This is a genomic window from Mucilaginibacter sp. 3215 (genome assembly GCF_050433785.1).
Taxonomy (GTDB): Bacteria; Bacteroidota; Bacteroidia; order Sphingobacteriales; family Sphingobacteriaceae; genus Mucilaginibacter.
Genome location: NZ_JBNPWO010000003.1, coordinates 202,578 through 218,887 on the forward strand (window position 1 = coordinate 202,578; position 16,310 = coordinate 218,887).

The window sequence follows — 16,310 nt, forward strand, 5'->3', positions numbered from 1 at the left end:
AGCTTACTTTTTATTTAAAACATGATCGGCCGCTAAAACTAAAAACAGGTAGTCGGTTGTGCCACCGCCCAAAACGTATTCGCCCTGTTGCCATAGGTAAGGCCAGTTAAGCAGTTCGGGAAAATCAGGCCGGATAAGCGCCGTGCCCGAGGTAATACCACCGGGAATATATGAGCGGTCGGCCCTGTTAAAGCCGTACGCAGTTGTCATTGATTTTGAACCTACACCCGATACAAACGAAGCTGTATTAGAACCCGGATGGCAGCCCAGCACAAAATCAATAGCATGCAGCATATAGGTATCACTAAAAACAGACGGAAAACCGGAGTATAAAAAGTATTGTTTATAACCAAAATTCTGGATCCCCCATCCCGCTCCCCAAATATTGGGTTCGTACGGAACTCCATAAGGGGTTTTAGTTCCCTGCTGCTGAATTTGAGCATATAGTTTTTTTACTGCTTCGGTTATTTTATCATGATAATTTGCATCATTGATCAACCCCATGGTGCGGCCAACCAGCCAGCCGGTGTTATCAATACTATTGACTATCGCATCGGTATTGTTTACCAGGTAATTGGTATAGGTTTTATCTTTTGTGGCGATGAGTAATTCTACCGCCAAAGCAACGCGATGGCGCAAAGTATGGTCAGGTGTGTTTTTCCAAACTTCCTGTGCTATTTGCAGGCATTGCGTAGCAAGCGTATCATTATAGCCCTTCATTACACGGCTTGCAGCAGCCAAGGCGGCGGCTGTTTCTAACGAACGGCCAGGGTTTTCCTCGGTAAACACCCAGCGGTCATCAGCCGCCGCGGGCGTTTTCAATACAGGGTTAGTATTTGAAGCATTGGTTACAAAAGGTTTGTTATCGGTGATATTGGCGGCATCACCCAAAATGGTGTACTGCCTGATGGTTGGCTCAATAACTCCACGGTAAAAACGCCCCAAGGCCTGGTAGCCTCCCGTAATGGCTAATAAACCGTGCTCAATCTGTTGCAGCATATCCGGTTTGCCATCGGGCTGATGAATTTCAACGACGTGGTTCTTTTGGTCGATAGTTGTGTTATCATATTTTACGTCGAAAGCCTCATAAGCTAATGTAAGCCCATGTACCGTTTCTGCCTGCGACTCAACCCGCAGGTCAAAATCACCGGCATCGTGCCATGCACCGCGGTCGAGAAATGGTACGTTATCGCCCGGTTTATATTTATTGAGTGTACTATGCCCCTGAATATAGCCGTCGAAATGGTTGGAATCAACCGGCGCCATTCGGGCATCATCCATATGGCATAAGCCGTGCCATACGCGGTATTTTTCGTTAACCCGCATATGGCACATCTGTATAGGCAGGAAATATGAAAGCGTTGGCTGCCATACATCGTTTCTAAATACATCAGTACTGATCTGGAATGGCTCCGTTTGATAATTGCCATATTTCACCAAGTACATACCCGGTGTGGTGATCTTTGTAAAATCAAATTGCAGGTAATGATACCTTAAAAAATCTCCCCAAATGGTGGGTGTGGCTTTCAAAGCGGTTATTAGTCCGCCGTTTTCATTTATCCTCATCAGCGAAACCGGCAATACTCTTTTATCATTTTTATCCAGTTCAATTACCGCAATTTTTTGCTGCGCGGGATGATACCCTACCTGCGATACCTGAACTACCGGTTGCGATTGCCAGCCCTCTACAGCATTTGGGGTTACCAGCCATTCTACAGCATCTTTTGACGCGCCTTTAGCCACTAACGAACGTACCACAAACCAGCCATTGTTATGCTTGGCCCGGCCATCTAACAATTGCAGGCTGCCGCCCGAAAGGTTTTCGATAGTCATGCGCTGCAAATCGGTTTCGGGCGTAATAGTGAGCTTTCTGCCTTCGGCCATGGGCATAACCTGGGTTTCACCTTCTTTGTCGATATAAGTTTGTCCGTCGGCCTGTTGAGGGAATATGCCAAATTGCTTATCCATGTAATAAGATTTGCCAAACAAAATCCCCGGGAATAACTCCAGGTTAAAACCTACTTTACCTATCCAATTATCGGGCAATGGCTTATCCAAATCAACAATGATCCTAAACGCCTTTCCCGCAGGGATCACCCGAATATTATAAGCAAAATTCAGATCCGGATAGATAATAGGGTTGAAACCGTGGCGATTCATATCCGGATTGGGGAACTCCATGCGTACGCTTACTTCGCCGGTAGCTTTATTAACCACACGCTTACCTACTTTGGGTATAGGCGACCATTGACCCGGCGTGGGTTCCAGCCTGATATCACCATTGGTAGCTACACGCTGTCCGTTTTGAATAATGCCTACCCCTCCCTGATGCCCTTCGGGGTAAAAATCATAGGCAAGCATTACGTTTATGCCCTTATATTCAAGATATTCCTGCGCGTTAAGCTTCATTAAGCCAGCAGCAGGCTTAACCTGTGCATACAAAAAACTGGGCAGTAAACAACAGGCAGCAATAATCGCGGTGAAGGTAAATTTAGATCTCATCAGGATAATGGATTAACCGGTAATATGCAACAAGATATTTGCACGGCTAAAAATACCTCTGTGACAAGGGCTCAGTATAATGATATATTAACCTTTTGTTGCCGATTTTATACAATAACGGGTATTTTACATTAAAAATCACTATTAATAAAAAACCAGCCAATAACACCGCAAACAACTTATTACCAATTAATTAAAAATAAAAATACCTGATATTAGGTATTCAATTTGTTCAGTAATTAATTTAAATTTGATTACCAGTAATACCTGTGTGCCGAAAAAGGGATCAAAGAGTAGGCAACAATTATTAAACCGATGGCCTTCCTTTTATGCTTAGCTGTAATAGCTTCACTGCTGTTACTGAACCCCTGTTTAAAAAAACAAGTATTTAAACTATTTACAGCTGTTTTTTTTATTCTTATTTTCTCTGAAGCAGTTCACGCTCAGCCTGCCAACATTGATAGTGTAAAAAATAACGGGGTTAAAAAAGATTCAGTAACTAAAGCCCTTCTTCCCGATTCTATATTAAATATTTACAACCTAAGCGGAAGAAAAGATTCGGCCAGGTTAAATGAGATCATCGCTATCAGACTCAAAACTACACTCCCAATCGATTCGTTCAAAACCCTGTATGTTGACGATATCAAAGTAGGAGAAACTGCTTTTTGGAGTAATAACGATTACGAAAAGATCGTGTATTTCAAAATAGACGAGTCGGTACAGAACCTGGCCGTGCAGTTTTTAGCCAGCAAATCCATCGATAAAGCCCGCATTCCGGTATATTTTTCGGTGGGGTATTCGGGTGGTTACATAACCAAAGGATTAATAAAAACACAACTTGAGGTTAAACAGAAAATAAACCGGGTTTGGGTATGGATAATGGCCGTTATTATGGCCGGCTTCCTGGCTATGGGCTTAAAAAACAATATTTTAAAAGATGACAGCAACTTATACTACAGTCTGAGCCGCACGCAACTTCTTTATTGGACGGTCATTTTCTCGGTCACTTACCTCTATATATGTAATGAAACGGGGGCACTTCCTGACATCCCGGGTTCACTGCTGGCTATCCTGGGCATTAGCGCTGCAACTATGGCTACGGGCAAGGTTATCGAAAATGACCAAAAAACCAAAACGGAGATTGATCCCAAAGCACATAGTGAAGGCTTTTTTCATGATATCCTATCTGACAGGACCAGCATCAATATTCAGCGCCTTCAAAACGTGCTGTTCAATATCCTGTTCGGGCTAATTTTTATACAAAAAACCGTATCATCAAACCTGCTTCCCGATTTCGATAACAATATATTGCTGATGATGGGTATAAGCGCAGGCACCTATGCCGGGTTAAAGGCTACCGAACCAACCAAAGATCAGCCAACAGAGCAACATGATTCAACTACCGTTGGAAATGAAAAACCAACCGACCAACCCGAGGGAGATGACAGTAAAGGAGGTAGTGGTAAAACCAAATAAAAAAGCTTTAAAGCCGTTTAATGCAAATCAGGCACAAGTCCGGTATCATATGATGATTAACCGGGCTTGTGCCTGTTCTTTTAATTCGGGTTTAAGCTGGGTTAGCTTTGCACGGTAACGGTTGGGTCCCAGTAATAGTAACCAAATAATACCGGATTATCAACGCCCCGCTGGCGTACGTAAAGTGCAAACTGCACGTTATATTGCTCGGTACCTTTGCCAATTACAGTAGCCTGGTTAAACCAAAAATTTTGAGTAGAAAAGCCAACCGGAATAGCGGTACTATTAGTTGGCAAAATGCCTGTGCGCGTATATACATTGAAAGTTTCACCATCAAATACTACATCCTGCGCATACCATGCTAACTTGTAAATAACTACAGCCGAATCAAAGTTACCGTACTCTGATACTGCATACCAGCGTATAACATCACCTACATCAGCTTTGATGTTAAGGTCGGCGCCGCCAGATCCGGTCATGGTATTACCGCGGGTAGCAACCATATACATATAGTTATGCGGCAAACCTGTTGGATTGTTAGGATCCTGACTTGGGTTTGGATAATCGGTAGTAATTGCATCGGTATCGATAACTACCTGGATGTTGATGATCTCCTGCGAGGTGGAGACAAATTCACTGTTAATTGCCATGACTAAAAGGGTTATTAGGATAAATAAATGTCCCTACTCTTTAAAGGATTTTCGGGTTAGCTCCTTTGATCAGAGCGAGCAGAACCGAAGCGCTTCTTAACCGGTTTTTCTTATTCGCTTATCACAATACAAACCTCCGCTTATTTAAACAGGCTTATTAGAGAAAAAATACCGAATAAAAAAAATAAGTATTTATACGTATACAAACCATAAAAACACCCTTTCACACTATTTCACACCTACTAACTTTGCGACATAGGAAAATCAGCAGAAAACAAAGCGAACAATAAATAATTAGTGAGAAATTTTTTCACAGTAGTATAAATAATTTCTCACTTATATAATTTATTATTATCAACATAAAATATAAATAATACAACTATATTACCTGCATATTAAACCTATTATATCATGAAAAAACGACCTTTTAACTTATTCAGACCGATCGCTGCAGCGATTACTATTTGCTTGTTTTTTGCCATGACTTCATGCAGGCAGGCTACCAAATTTGCCCAGGTAAAGTACACCGCTACACAGATTAATCACTGGCTCGACTCGACCAAAACTGACAATTTTGTTTTTCAGTTTTACAGCCCTCAGATTGATGACGTTAAAAAGCCATATCAGCTTGTATCATATATTCTGGATACAGCCGGAGGATATCTTAACCCCATGCATCCCGATACACTGGCTATTACAAAAGACACACTGGTTAACTTAACCGGCCCGGTGGTTTTAGGCAATACATATCTCACCAAAAAAGCTATTATGGCGATTATCTCAACCGATAGCGGAAAAAAACGTGATTATGACTTCCTGGTTTTCACCCCTAAGATCATAGCTTCCAACCAGCACCTTGTATACGCCATCAGCCTTATAAAAAACGGTGTACCTATTGATTACCGCGACTCAGACACCGGGGATGTTGATTCAAATCCATCACCTCCGGCAAAAATGTAATAGCGTTACAAAACTGCTGCAAAGTGGAACAGCTAATAAAAGGTATATCTGACTGGTCGGAGGTTTGGGCGTTGCTCATTCCCCTGGCCATTCTTTGTTTGAAGAAAAAACAACCTGCTTTTAACAAACCTGTTGTTATATATTTATGGACGGCGCTGGCAATTAATGTAACTATTGATGCCATATGGAAGCTTAAAACAATTTTACCGCACCCATACAACACCAATAATTATCTGTATAATATACATTCCATAATCAGGGTGTTATTATTCAGCTCTTTTTTTATAAAGTTAAACCAGCAGTTTTTGTCCAAAACAAAAAGGATAGCGCCGTATATTTTTTTAGGGTTTGTACTTATCAATTTCATCTTTTATCAAAACTTTTTTGATTACGGACAATTGAGCAGCAGATTACTATCGTTTGAGGCGGTAATTATGATGTTTTATTGTATGCAGTATTACCTGTTTAAAATAACCGACGATGAAGAACCCAGTAAGAAACAGCCCGACTTTTGGATAGTAACCGGCCTGGGTATTTACTACACTGTAAACTTTTTCATTTTTTTGCTGTACAATGAACTCACGCTGCGTCTGCACAACTTTGCCATAAGCCTGTGGAACATCCACAATTTCACCTATACCATTTTATGTGTATTTATAGCGAAAGGGTTATATGAAACAAACGAATGATGATATCAGGCTCCTGCTCTTTATGGGCATTGCGGTTATGCTTTCCTTATTCGCAAGTATATTGCTCATTTTTATATTTTTTCAGCGTAAGAAATACCAGTATCAGCAAAAAATACAAAGGCTGCATCAAACCCAGCAAAACCAGTTGATAGAGGCAGCTGTGCGCAGTGAAGAAACTGAACGTCATCGTATTGCCGAAGAGCTGCATGATGAAGTGGGCGCCATTTTATCGGCATCAAAGCTGCATTTGCAAGGGGTAAAGATCAACGTTATTGATAAAAACAATGAGCCGAGGTATGAAAAAGGACAGGAGCTGCTTGACATGGCCATTAAACAGGTGCGTGGTATTTCGCACAATTTGCACTCCAGTATTCTGAAAGAGTTCGGGCTAAATGAAGCAATCAGGCATTTTGTTGAGAAAATAACAAATAACGACCTCATATTTATTACCACCGATCTTGATGATTCATATACAACCCAGGCTAATGAAAATGATATTAGCATATACCGCATGGTGCAGGAGTTAATGAACAATATACTTAAACATGCCAGACCTAAAAAAATACATATCACATCAACTTATAACCACGATGCTTTAAACATTAGTATTTTTCATAATGGGAAGGGGCTCAGCCATGCACAATATGAAGAACTGAAGTTTAATAAACAGGGCCTTGGCCTCAAAGCTATCCAAACCCGCATCATTTTGCTGAAAGGCGAGGTATCATTCAATCACAAGCCCGAGGGATACTACATTAATATCAGCATCCCCCGAACAATTACTATTTAACCATTATAACAATCAAAAATAAGGCGATGAAACCTATTAAAATTGCCATAGCCGATGATTATACCATATACAGGGACGGCCTCAAAATTGGACTTACCCAGGATGAGAACCTGGAAGTAATGCTTGAGGCCGGCGATGGTGAAGACCTGATAAAAGGCATTGAAACCAATATGCCCGATGTAATTATCATGGACCTTAAAATGCCTGTTATGGATGGCATGGAAGCTACCAAACACATTAAAAAGAAGTATCCTGATATGAAAATTTTAGTGGTGACGATGTACGATGACGAAAAGTTCGTAATTCATTTAATGGAGATTGGCGCCAACGGGTATCTGCTAAAGAACGCAGAAGCTGAAGAAATCAGGAAAGCGATATATTCGGTACACGAAACAGGCTATTACTTTAACAATATAGTAAGCAACGCACTTTTAAAGAAATTGGTGATAAAAGGTAATATCAAACCATCCTTTAAAGAAGGCGTTGAACTCACCGAACGGGAACAGGATGTACTGAAATTAATTTGTGCCGAAAAAACTGCCAATGAAATGGGCAAACAACTATTCCTTAGTCCGCGCTCGGTTGAAGGGATCAGGCAGCGCCTGATAGATAAGGTGGGCGTACGCAATACCGCAGGGCTGGTAATGTTTGCTGTAAAGAATGGGATAATATGAGGCTTTTTTAAAATTAGCCATCGCATTTTGCACATCCTCTTAAAACAAGATTCCGTTTATTAATAAACACACAAAATAAACGCTTAAAACAAACCTTAAAAAGCATAATTAATCTTTTCGCTTAACAAAAAACATGATTTATCATTGTTAAAATCATATAAGCCAATAATTATAGAAAAATTCATCAATTAAAATTCATTGTTTTGATAAAAAATACAATTTTCATTGATATTTTTACAACAAAACGTTGACTGATTGATCAAGATTTGAATGAAAAGAAATATCCAGTGCGATAATCAAACCTGTCTTTTATGTAAGGGCTGTATAAAAGAGTGGCTGCCTGCAATTGCAGCCAACAAAAAAAACTTTAATGTAAAAAAAGGACAGGTTATTTTCAGTGAAGGCGACCCGGTGAAAGGAATTTACTTTGTTTATGAAGGCAATGTAAAAGTTCATAAAAAATGGGGGCCGGATAAAGAACTTATTATTCGCTTTGCCAATAAGGGTGCCATTTTTGGTCACCGTGTGTTGGGTAAACATGCCACCCACTACCCTATTTCGGCAACAGCGTTGGAAGCAGGTATTATATGCTACATTGATATGGAGTTTTTTGAAGCTACTTTAAAAGTAAACCCTCAGTTTACCTACCAGCTAATGTTATTTTTTGCCGACGAACTGCAGGAGGCTGAACGCAAAATGCGTAATCTCGCGCATATGCCGGTAAAGGGCCGCGTTGCCCAGGCACTCATAAGCCTCAAAAATCAGTTTGGTACAAACCCGGAAGGCCATATTGATGTAGAACTTACCCGGCAGGACCTGGCTTCATACGCCGGCGCCACTTACGAAACCGTTTTCAGGGTAGTTAACGAGTTGTTACAGGAAAAACTGATTAGCACAAATGGCAAAAAGATCAGTATTATCAATCATGATAAACTTTTTCTTTTAACTCAGGATGACGAGTTGTAAATGGGATAATTACTTCGAAATATTATTATCCTTTTGCCTTAAATGGGTTTATTATTTTTAGCTTTTTTGGGATAAAAATCATGAGGCGTAAAGCAGAATATTGGTGTCGATTGCGATATTATTCATAATCATTAGCTTCACCCCTGTCAAACCTATACCCATTATTCAAGGTAAATTCATTTAATCTGTCGCTCAAATGATCAACGATTTTTTATATAGGCTCAGTTTCTCTTTAAATTAACGACAATCATTTTTAACATTTAGATAATTATCGGCAGCCAGCCCTCACCCAACCAAATTCCGTACTTCAACCGGCGATAACGATGTTTGCTTTTTAAAGAAGTTTGAAAAATGCGACAACTGCCCGAAGCCCAGGCTATAGGCTATTTCCGATATATTCCAGTCGGTTTGTTTGAGCAGGATGCGGGCCTCCTGGATGAGCCGGCCGGCTATATGCTCAGTTGTAGTTTTGCCGGTACTCTCTTTTAATACTTTATTAAGATGATTGCTATGAACAGCAAGTCTGTCGGCATAGTCTTTAGCTGTACGCAGACGGATTCTTTGATCGGGTGACGCTATTGGAAACTGCCTCTCCAGCAATTCAATAAATAGGGATGATACCCTTGCAGATGCATTATGACTGTTATTATAATTGGTAAAGGGCTGCAATTTTTGGCCATAATGAATTAGCTCCAGTACATAGTTCCTGATCAGGTCATACTTGTACAGGTAATCGGATGCTATTTCATGCTGCATCTTTTTAAAAATGAGGGTGATCTCATCGGCCTGTTCATCGGTAAGCATAAACACCGGGCACCCTCCGGGACTAAAGATCGGTAAAGCATCTAATACCACACCGCTTTTAGATTGTACCAAAAACTCATCAGTAAAAATGCAGAAATATCCGGATTGATCCATACTCTGTGGTTTCCAGCTATAAGGAATTTTGGGTGTGCCAAACACTAATGCATTCTTTTCAATATTAATAACCTTATCTGCATACTCAGCAATATTCCTGCCCCTCACCAGGTTAATTTTATAATATAGCCTGCGATTGTAAGGTACATGGGTAGGATCCTTCTTTATTTTAGCAATGATGTCGGTAAGGTTGAATACATTAAAATGCCCTATCTGGTTATTGATATCAGCCGGAAGCAGGTCGCCCACCGTGCTATTGGTACGCCCGGCAGCATCTTTGTAAAAATCTTCTACTGTTACTGTTTTCATCTTTTGCTTTAATGAGCTAAACAAACTTAATGATAACTACATCAATATTTGCTTCTGGTAAATCAGTTCTTACAAAACTCAAACAAAAGTTTGCAGTAGATCAACACTTTATATTTTCCGGAGGCAAAACAAACTTAATACATAATAGAAATGTTATTTGAATTTGATAAATACCCATTAACAGATGATAAAAGAAGCCGCCTCATAATTGACTTACGAGGCGGCTTCCTTCTATATAACACCAGTATTAATAACCCGGGTTTTGGTACATCTTAACAGGGTCAAGTTTGTACTCATCAAACGGAATCGGGTAATAACGATCTTTAGCGGTAAAGTTTGCCAATGAAGCCAAACCAAAATCAGTTTGTTTTTTTGCTTTGAAGTAAGCTACCAGATCTGCATCGTTAAAGGTACGCAACAAATCGTACCAGCGGTGATGCTCAAAAGCAAGCTCAACACGGCGCTCATGCAAAATAGCCAGCTTTAATGTTGGGTATTTGGTGGCATAATCACTGTTAGTCATTGATACCGCATAAGTTGGCATACCTGCACGTGTGCGTACCTGGTCAAGGAAGCCGATAGCAGCAGCCTGGTCGCCAAGGTAGTTATTAACTTCGGCCAGGGAAAGGATCACATCAGCATAGCGCATCAGGATCCAGTCGTTACCGCCGTAGCCATTTACGCCGGCGCTGGTGCTCACATCCCTGAATTTAGTAACAAACCAGTCTTTCACAATAGGATCATTGGCATATTTAACAGAGAAAGTCATGCGGGGATCGTTGGTTTCATACTCATTAATCAAATCATGAGTAACATTATAACCAGCACCTGATGATTTTTTTTGCGAGTTGATAGTCTCACCCTTTGCCTGGAAATTAGCCGCAATTGAAGAGCTATAATTAACATCACCCTGAATATTTACTATCTGGAAGATTAACTCCGGACATGTTGTTTTTTTTGCGACATCAAAAACATCAGTATAAGGGATGCTGTTTAGCGTGCCAAAAGTACGCATATTATAAGCATTCATTAGATATGTTTTGGCATTGGTAAGGTTAGTTGTACGGTTAGCCTGATCCTGGGTAGTTGCCATAGTAAGGTACACCTGACCCAACAGGAAATTAGCAGCCGCTTTTGAGGTTCTGCCGGTAGAAGCTTGCAGGTTAGGTAGCGGGCTGTTATTGATAACATCTGTCAGATCGGCCACTATCTGTTGATAAACAACGGCTTGCTTTTCGCGGAAAGTAGCTGTAGGCAATTCAGCATAAGATAATTGCTTAGTAACCAACGGTACATCCCCCCAAAGGCGCACCAATTCAAAATAAGTAAATGCACGTAAAAATTTGGCTTCGGCAATGTATTGCAACTTTACACTATTATCCGGAAACGGCACAGCATCAATATGCGACAACACCACGTTAGCGCGGGTAACAGTACCATAAAGCGATACCCAATGACTTTTAAGATAGGTATTGCTTGGCAGTATCGAAAAATTACCAAACTGAAAAGGTTCGCCTGCGTTTGACTGGTTATCCTGAGTACCGGTGTCATCCGAACGCTGATCTGTCCACAAATCACTGCTTTCGCCTACGTTATTGCCACTGCGTAACGATTGATAAATACCGTTTACAGCCAGTAACACATCATTAGGGGTTTTATAGCTGGCATCAACCGTTATAGCGTTGGGGTCACTCTCATTTAAAAAGTCTTTTTTACAAGACGGGCTTATCGCCACTGCAACTGCAAGGCAGGCAATGGCTACAAATTTTTTATTCATCTCAATATCTCTTTAAAAAATTCATTAAAAAGTAACATTAACACCTAAGTTATAAGATCTAACCAGCGGGTAAGTACCATAATCGATACCCGGGGCCAGATTGGCAGGCTGAGTATTGTTTGAAGCAGCGCCTGAATAGTTATAATCCACATCGGGGTTATAACCTTTATACTTGGTGATGGTAAATGCGTTCACAACGCTGGCAAAAACGCGTGCTTTGCTCAGGCCTAAAGTTTGCTGCAGGAAGGCAGGCAAGGTATAACCTAAAGTAAGGTTGGTACAACGCAGATATGAGCCGCTTTGCAGGTAAAAAGTTGATAAACGGGTACTGTTACTTTGCGTACCGGCACGTGAAGCACGGTAAAATGAACCGTCCCCTGGTTCAGCTTCGTTACGATAACGTTGTGCAACATTAGCATACTGGTTACCGGAACCTTCCCCATTGTACAAATAATAATCCTGCCCGTCAAGTATCTTATTACCATAAGAACCGTTGAATGAAGCACCGAAGTCAAAACGTTTGTAAGTGCTGTTAAGGGCGAAGCCGTAAGTAAATTTAGCATATGGTGAACCGATAATGGTTTTATCAGCATCATTCACAACACCGTCTTTATTGGTATCAACAAACCAAAGGTCGCCAATTTTGGCAGGGTTGGTTTGAGAAGCTGATGGAGCAGTTTTACCATAGTTAGAAGCGTTGATTATACCACCAACCTGGAAACCGTAGAACATACCGATAGGCTGGCCCTGGGTAGTTATACTGGTAAGGTATGAACGCTCGGCACCGTTGATGATGAGGGTATTTTGAGCAGGCAGTTTAACTACTTTGTTGCGGTTTAATGAAATATTACCGCTCGCGCCAAATGTAAAATCCTTTGTATTAATTATCTTACCATCTAACTGCAAGTCAAAACCGGTATTACGGATCCTTGAGTCGTGCAGATTAGTTAAGATAGTAGTACTGCCGGATATTGCCGAAATTGGCTGATTGTACAAAAGGTTATATGAATAACTTAAGTAATAGTTGGCGATAACCTGTAAACGGCCGTTAAATAAACCAATATCGGCACCAAAGTTATATTGTGAGGTTGTTTCCCAGCTTAGCTTAGGATCCTTTAAACCGCCGGCGTATGTAGCAGTAGCAATACCACCGTTTAACACTGCACCAACCGGGCTGGCCAGGGTTTGTGCGATAGCGTAGTTAGGGATATTGAAGTTACCACTTTTACCCCAGCTTGCACGAATCTTAACTGTTGACTGTTCGCCAAGGAAATTGTGATAGAAAGACTCGTCAGAAAGGTTCCAGCCTGTGGCCACAGAAGGGAAATAACCGTATTTATTTGCCGGTCCGAAACGAGAAGAACCATCGGCACGAAACGATGCGGTTAAGAAATATTTACCCGCATAGTTGTAGTTTGCACGACCAAGATATGACAATAACGTATAAGTACTTTTAGAAGCCGAGTTTAAACTAAAGAAGGCTGCATCGGCACCTTTACCTGAAAGTTCTGGTACATAATCACTCTGAAAACCGTTTGCTTTTACACTGATGTAATCGCTGGTTGTTTTTTGCGCAGTGTAACCGGCTAACGCATCAAAGTGGTGTTTACCAAATTGTTTGGTATAATTCAACGTAAACTCAGCCAGCCTGTCAACGTTAACAAGGTTTGATGCCTGTGCATTGGCCGCCAGTATTGACTGCTGAGATCCCGGAGGGAACGCACCACTGCTTATCGTGGTTGGGTAGTAGTAATCGTATTTTTCGGTATAGGTTTGTGTACCAAGGTTAGTTTTAAAATTAAAACCAGGCAAAATATTATAAGTAACGTTTGCATTATAAGTACTACGGTAACCCTTTCTATTAATTTTAATACGCTCGGCAAGTGCTACAGGATTTTCGATGCTCTGATAGCCGTATTGTGATGAACCGGCAGCTTCAACGTTTGTTTGTAAAGTACCATCAGCATTATAAGCAGGCAGGTAAGGCATATAAATCAAGGCGCCAAGGATTGGGCTATGATCAAAGCGGCCTTCTTGTGTTTCCTGGTTGGTGTTTTGAGTATAAGCTATGTTTGCACCAATATGAATACGTTTACTTACATCACCATCAATATTTGTACGAAAGTTAACACGTTGCTGACCTGTTGATTGAATAATACCTGGCTGGTTTTGATACGCACCGCTTACATAATAACGAATACCATTCGATGCTCCTGAAAAAGACAAGGTATGTTTCTGGAAAAACGTGTTGCGGTAAAGCTCGTCCTGCCAATCAGTATGTACTGTCTGTTTAATAGGGGTTTGCGAAGCAAAATCATATAAGCCATTCGGAATACTTACACTACCTGAATTACCAACGTTAGTAACGCGGATTGCGTTGTTATCAGAGTACATGGCATCGTTCCACGTATGGCCTGAGTTTACCCAAAGGTCATGATAAGCATTGTTACGGCCGTCGATAACCAGCAGGGCTGCCTGATCAGCATTAAGTAGCTTCACTTTATGGGCAAGCTGATCAACGCCTGTTTGCACGTCATACTCAAAACGGCCTTTACCTTCTTTACCTTTTTTGGTAGTGACCAATACCACACCGCCCGATGCGCGTGAACCGTAGATTGCAGCAGATGCAGCATCTTTCAAAATGTCGATGCTTTCGATATCATCGGGGTTAATGAAGATATCATTACCGGCCGGGTAACCATCAATTACATATAGGGGATCAGAACTGGCGTTAAATGAGCCAACGCCCCTTACCCTGATTTTAGTGCTTGTATATGGTGCACCGCTGGTTTGAGACACTTGTACACCTGATACCTTACCAGCAAGGGCCTGCCCCAATGAAGGAGCAGAAAGATTAAGATCACTGGCTTTAACGCTGGCAATAGAGCCGGTAACATCACTTTTACGAATAGACTGGTAACCAATGGCTACCACTTCGTTAAGCATGTTTGATTTTGGTTTCATCTTAACGTTAATGGTTGATGAACCTCCAACAGTTATTTCCTGCTGCTCATAACCAATAAAATTAAAAACCAGCACGGCGCCTTCATCGGTCGAAATGGTATATTTACCGTTTGTGTTAGTTGCGGTACCCTTATCAGTCCCTTTGATCCGAACTGATACACCGGGTAACGGAAGATTAGTTTCGTCGGTAACAATACCCGTGATTTGGGTTGCGTTATATACTATATTTTTTACCGAAGCATTTGAGATAAAAGGTTTTAGCAAAACCAGTAAAAACAATACAGGAATTAAAAAAAACCTGCTCAAAAGATTTGGGTTAATCTTTTTATTCATATTTTTAAAATTGATTGTTGAAAGAAATGACTTAAAGCCTTGGACCGCTTTTGAGTTATTTGACAATTATCCCGGACCGGGTGAGTGTTAGCGCATTCACCGGTTCTTAGTTTTATCGCCGGGCCCGATGTTAAGTTGAAGTTATGTTACATAGGCGATATTTTTAAAGACATGAGCCAAAGATTAATAATTTAATAATTATTATTGCGTTATCATTAAATAATATTAATATAAAGTTATTAATATTGTAATAATGACAGCAAAGCTAAACCTGTTATCTTAACCAAAGGATACCTTAGTGTTAAATTTACATTAAACAAAAAATAGAAAAATACTTGCCTATTTGCAGAATTTTTTGCTTTAGCCCGTTTTTTAACACTACCATGAAGTAGTGGTAAAATTCACGTTATTTTTCCGTGATGAGGTTACGGCTATCCCTTTCTCACCACCACCGAGCAGGGAAAAACCTTCCAACTCATCGCCTCTGTCAATACCATCAACCTGGCTTAGCACCACCTGTTTACCGGCCTCTATTGATTTTTTAAGATCAACATAAGTAAACCGCCATTGCCTGCCCTCAAGCTTATTCTGGATCAATACTAAAACGCCTTTATCAGCCTTCCAAAACAGATTTTGTACCTAGGGTGTACACGTAAATTTTTTGTAAAGCACACCAGGTTCCTTCGTGCTTTTGGCTTTGGCCAGCTTTTCAGGGTCGTATAAACGCACTTCGTTGCCGTGATCACCATAATCTGCAGTGGCTACATACCACTTATTATTATACTTTACATATTCCGGACGGGTGCCCTGGATACAGGCATCATCCTCAATGGTATTAATTAAGTTACCATCAAGCGTACCGGTTTTAAGCAAGCCTTTCCAGTTTACATTATAAATAACCGCTCTCCACTGGCTACCCGCCGCATTCAATCGGATAGAGTTGCCTATAAAGGTTGGGCCTCTATCATTGTTATAGGCTATGCCGGTAGGGTGGTTAATAATATCCTGCCCGTTTTGGGTTAGCTTATATTCCTTATGCAGATATACCAGGCTATCATTTTCCAACTTAAACTCCCGGATCATTCCAACTTCCCTGTCGCCATATAAAAATATGCGACCATTTTGGTATGAAATGCCCTGGCAGGCGCCCAACGAGTCGATAGTTATGGCCCGGTTAAGCTTATGATCAATGGTACCGGTGGTGATGCTGCCGATACCTAAAACAGCAGCTACCATAGTTAAAGTAAGTTTTTGCATTAGTTTAATAAAATATTACATGAATGATCAGACCACAGCTTTAAG

Annotated in this window: 13 protein-coding genes; 6 read left to right on the forward strand and 7 right to left on the reverse strand. The window is 40.8% G+C overall.

What is annotated here, in order from left to right; genetic code table 11:
- Positions 1–3: 3 nt before the first annotated feature.
- Positions 4–2,502: a glycoside hydrolase family 9 protein gene (locus ABIC84_RS07400; protein ID WP_429263160.1), complete on the reverse strand. Its 2,499-nt coding sequence runs from the start codon at positions 2,500–2,502 to the stop codon at positions 4–6.
- A 315-nt stretch (positions 2,503–2,817) separates the two neighbouring features.
- On the opposite strand from ABIC84_RS07400, the gene ABIC84_RS07405 reads away from it, so the two are divergent.
- Positions 2,818–3,978, forward strand: a complete 1,161-nt coding sequence (locus ABIC84_RS07405) for a hypothetical protein (RefSeq protein WP_429263161.1) — start codon at positions 2,818–2,820, stop codon at positions 3,976–3,978.
- A gap of 101 nt (positions 3,979–4,079) precedes the next feature.
- Here the strand turns inward: ABIC84_RS07405 and ABIC84_RS07410 are convergent, their stop codons facing one another.
- Positions 4,080–4,628: an inclusion body family protein gene (locus ABIC84_RS07410; RefSeq protein WP_426580873.1), complete on the reverse strand. Its 549-nt coding sequence runs from the start codon at positions 4,626–4,628 to the stop codon at positions 4,080–4,082.
- A gap of 411 nt (positions 4,629–5,039) precedes the next feature.
- On the opposite strand from ABIC84_RS07410, the gene ABIC84_RS07415 reads away from it, so the two are divergent.
- The 5 genes from ABIC84_RS07415 (at position 5,040) to ABIC84_RS07435 (ending at position 8,707) form a co-directional block, all read left to right on the forward strand.
- Positions 5,040–5,588, forward strand: coding sequence for a hypothetical protein (locus tag ABIC84_RS07415; protein WP_426580875.1), 549 nt, complete (start codon positions 5,040–5,042; stop codon positions 5,586–5,588).
- A gap of 23 nt (positions 5,589–5,611) precedes the next feature.
- The gene (locus ABIC84_RS07420; RefSeq protein ID WP_426580877.1) at positions 5,612–6,277 is read left to right on the forward strand and encodes a hypothetical protein; all 666 of its coding nucleotides are present in this window, start codon (positions 5,612–5,614) and stop codon (positions 6,275–6,277) included.
- Complete coding sequence (locus ABIC84_RS07425; RefSeq protein WP_091163090.1) at positions 6,261–7,067, forward strand: sensor histidine kinase; 807 nt, start codon at positions 6,261–6,263, stop codon at positions 7,065–7,067. Before ABIC84_RS07420 ends, ABIC84_RS07425 begins: the two co-directional genes overlap by 17 nt.
- A gap of 26 nt (positions 7,068–7,093) precedes the next feature.
- Positions 7,094–7,741, forward strand: coding sequence for a response regulator transcription factor (locus ABIC84_RS07430; protein ID WP_090523305.1), 648 nt, complete (start codon positions 7,094–7,096; stop codon positions 7,739–7,741).
- A gap of 270 nt (positions 7,742–8,011) precedes the next feature.
- Positions 8,012–8,707, forward strand: a complete 696-nt coding sequence (locus ABIC84_RS07435; RefSeq protein ID WP_091163089.1) for a Crp/Fnr family transcriptional regulator — start codon at positions 8,012–8,014, stop codon at positions 8,705–8,707.
- A gap of 285 nt (positions 8,708–8,992) precedes the next feature.
- Here ABIC84_RS07435 and ABIC84_RS07440 read toward each other — a convergent pair whose 3' ends face one another.
- The 5 genes from ABIC84_RS07440 to ABIC84_RS07460 form a co-directional block, all read right to left on the reverse strand.
- Positions 8,993–9,934: a helix-turn-helix domain-containing protein gene (locus ABIC84_RS07440; RefSeq protein WP_429263162.1), complete on the reverse strand. Its 942-nt coding sequence runs from the start codon at positions 9,932–9,934 to the stop codon at positions 8,993–8,995.
- 247 nt (positions 9,935–10,181) lie between these two features.
- Positions 10,182–11,711: a RagB/SusD family nutrient uptake outer membrane protein gene (locus tag ABIC84_RS07445; RefSeq protein WP_426580883.1), complete on the reverse strand. Its 1,530-nt coding sequence runs from the start codon at positions 11,709–11,711 to the stop codon at positions 10,182–10,184.
- Between the two features lie 24 nt (positions 11,712–11,735).
- Positions 11,736–15,008: a SusC/RagA family TonB-linked outer membrane protein gene (locus tag ABIC84_RS07450; RefSeq protein ID WP_429263163.1), complete on the reverse strand. Its 3,273-nt coding sequence runs from the start codon at positions 15,006–15,008 to the stop codon at positions 11,736–11,738.
- A gap of 378 nt (positions 15,009–15,386) precedes the next feature.
- Entirely contained in the window at positions 15,387–15,605 is a 219-nt protein-coding gene (locus tag ABIC84_RS07455; RefSeq protein ID WP_429263164.1) for a hypothetical protein, read from the reverse strand.
- A 42-nt stretch (positions 15,606–15,647) separates the two neighbouring features.
- On the reverse strand, positions 15,648–16,265 hold the full coding sequence (locus ABIC84_RS07460; RefSeq protein WP_429263165.1) for a hypothetical protein: 618 nt from the start codon (positions 16,263–16,265) through the stop codon (positions 15,648–15,650).
- Between the last annotated feature and the right edge of the window lie 45 nt (positions 16,266–16,310).

What these genes read in the sequence shown, in the direction of transcription:
- ABIC84_RS07400 (WP_429263160.1), bottom strand. Translation starts at nt 2,502, where the DNA reads ATGAGATCTAAATTTACCTTCACCGCGATTATTGCTGCCTGTTGTTTA.
- ABIC84_RS07405 (WP_429263161.1), top strand. Translation starts at nt 2,818, where the DNA reads ATGGCCTTCCTTTTATGCTTAGCTGTAATAGCTTCACTGCTGTTACTG.
- ABIC84_RS07410 (WP_426580873.1), bottom strand. Translation starts at nt 4,628, where the DNA reads ATGGCAATTAACAGTGAATTTGTCTCCACCTCGCAGGAGATCATCAAC.
- ABIC84_RS07415 (WP_426580875.1), top strand. Translation starts at nt 5,040, where the DNA reads ATGAAAAAACGACCTTTTAACTTATTCAGACCGATCGCTGCAGCGATT.
- ABIC84_RS07425 (WP_091163090.1), top strand. Translation starts at nt 6,261, where the DNA reads ATGAAACAAACGAATGATGATATCAGGCTCCTGCTCTTTATGGGCATT.
- ABIC84_RS07430 (WP_090523305.1), top strand. Translation starts at nt 7,094, where the DNA reads ATGAAACCTATTAAAATTGCCATAGCCGATGATTATACCATATACAGG.
- ABIC84_RS07435 (WP_091163089.1), top strand. Translation starts at nt 8,012, where the DNA reads ATGAAAAGAAATATCCAGTGCGATAATCAAACCTGTCTTTTATGTAAG.
- ABIC84_RS07440 (WP_429263162.1), bottom strand. Translation starts at nt 9,934, where the DNA reads ATGAAAACAGTAACAGTAGAAGATTTTTACAAAGATGCTGCCGGGCGT.
- ABIC84_RS07445 (WP_426580883.1), bottom strand. Translation starts at nt 11,711, where the DNA reads ATGAATAAAAAATTTGTAGCCATTGCCTGCCTTGCAGTTGCAGTGGCG.
- ABIC84_RS07450 (WP_429263163.1), bottom strand. Translation starts at nt 15,008, where the DNA reads ATGAATAAAAAGATTAACCCAAATCTTTTGAGCAGGTTTTTTTTAATT.
- ABIC84_RS07460 (WP_429263165.1), bottom strand. Translation starts at nt 16,265, where the DNA reads ATGCAAAAACTTACTTTAACTATGGTAGCTGCTGTTTTAGGTATCGGC.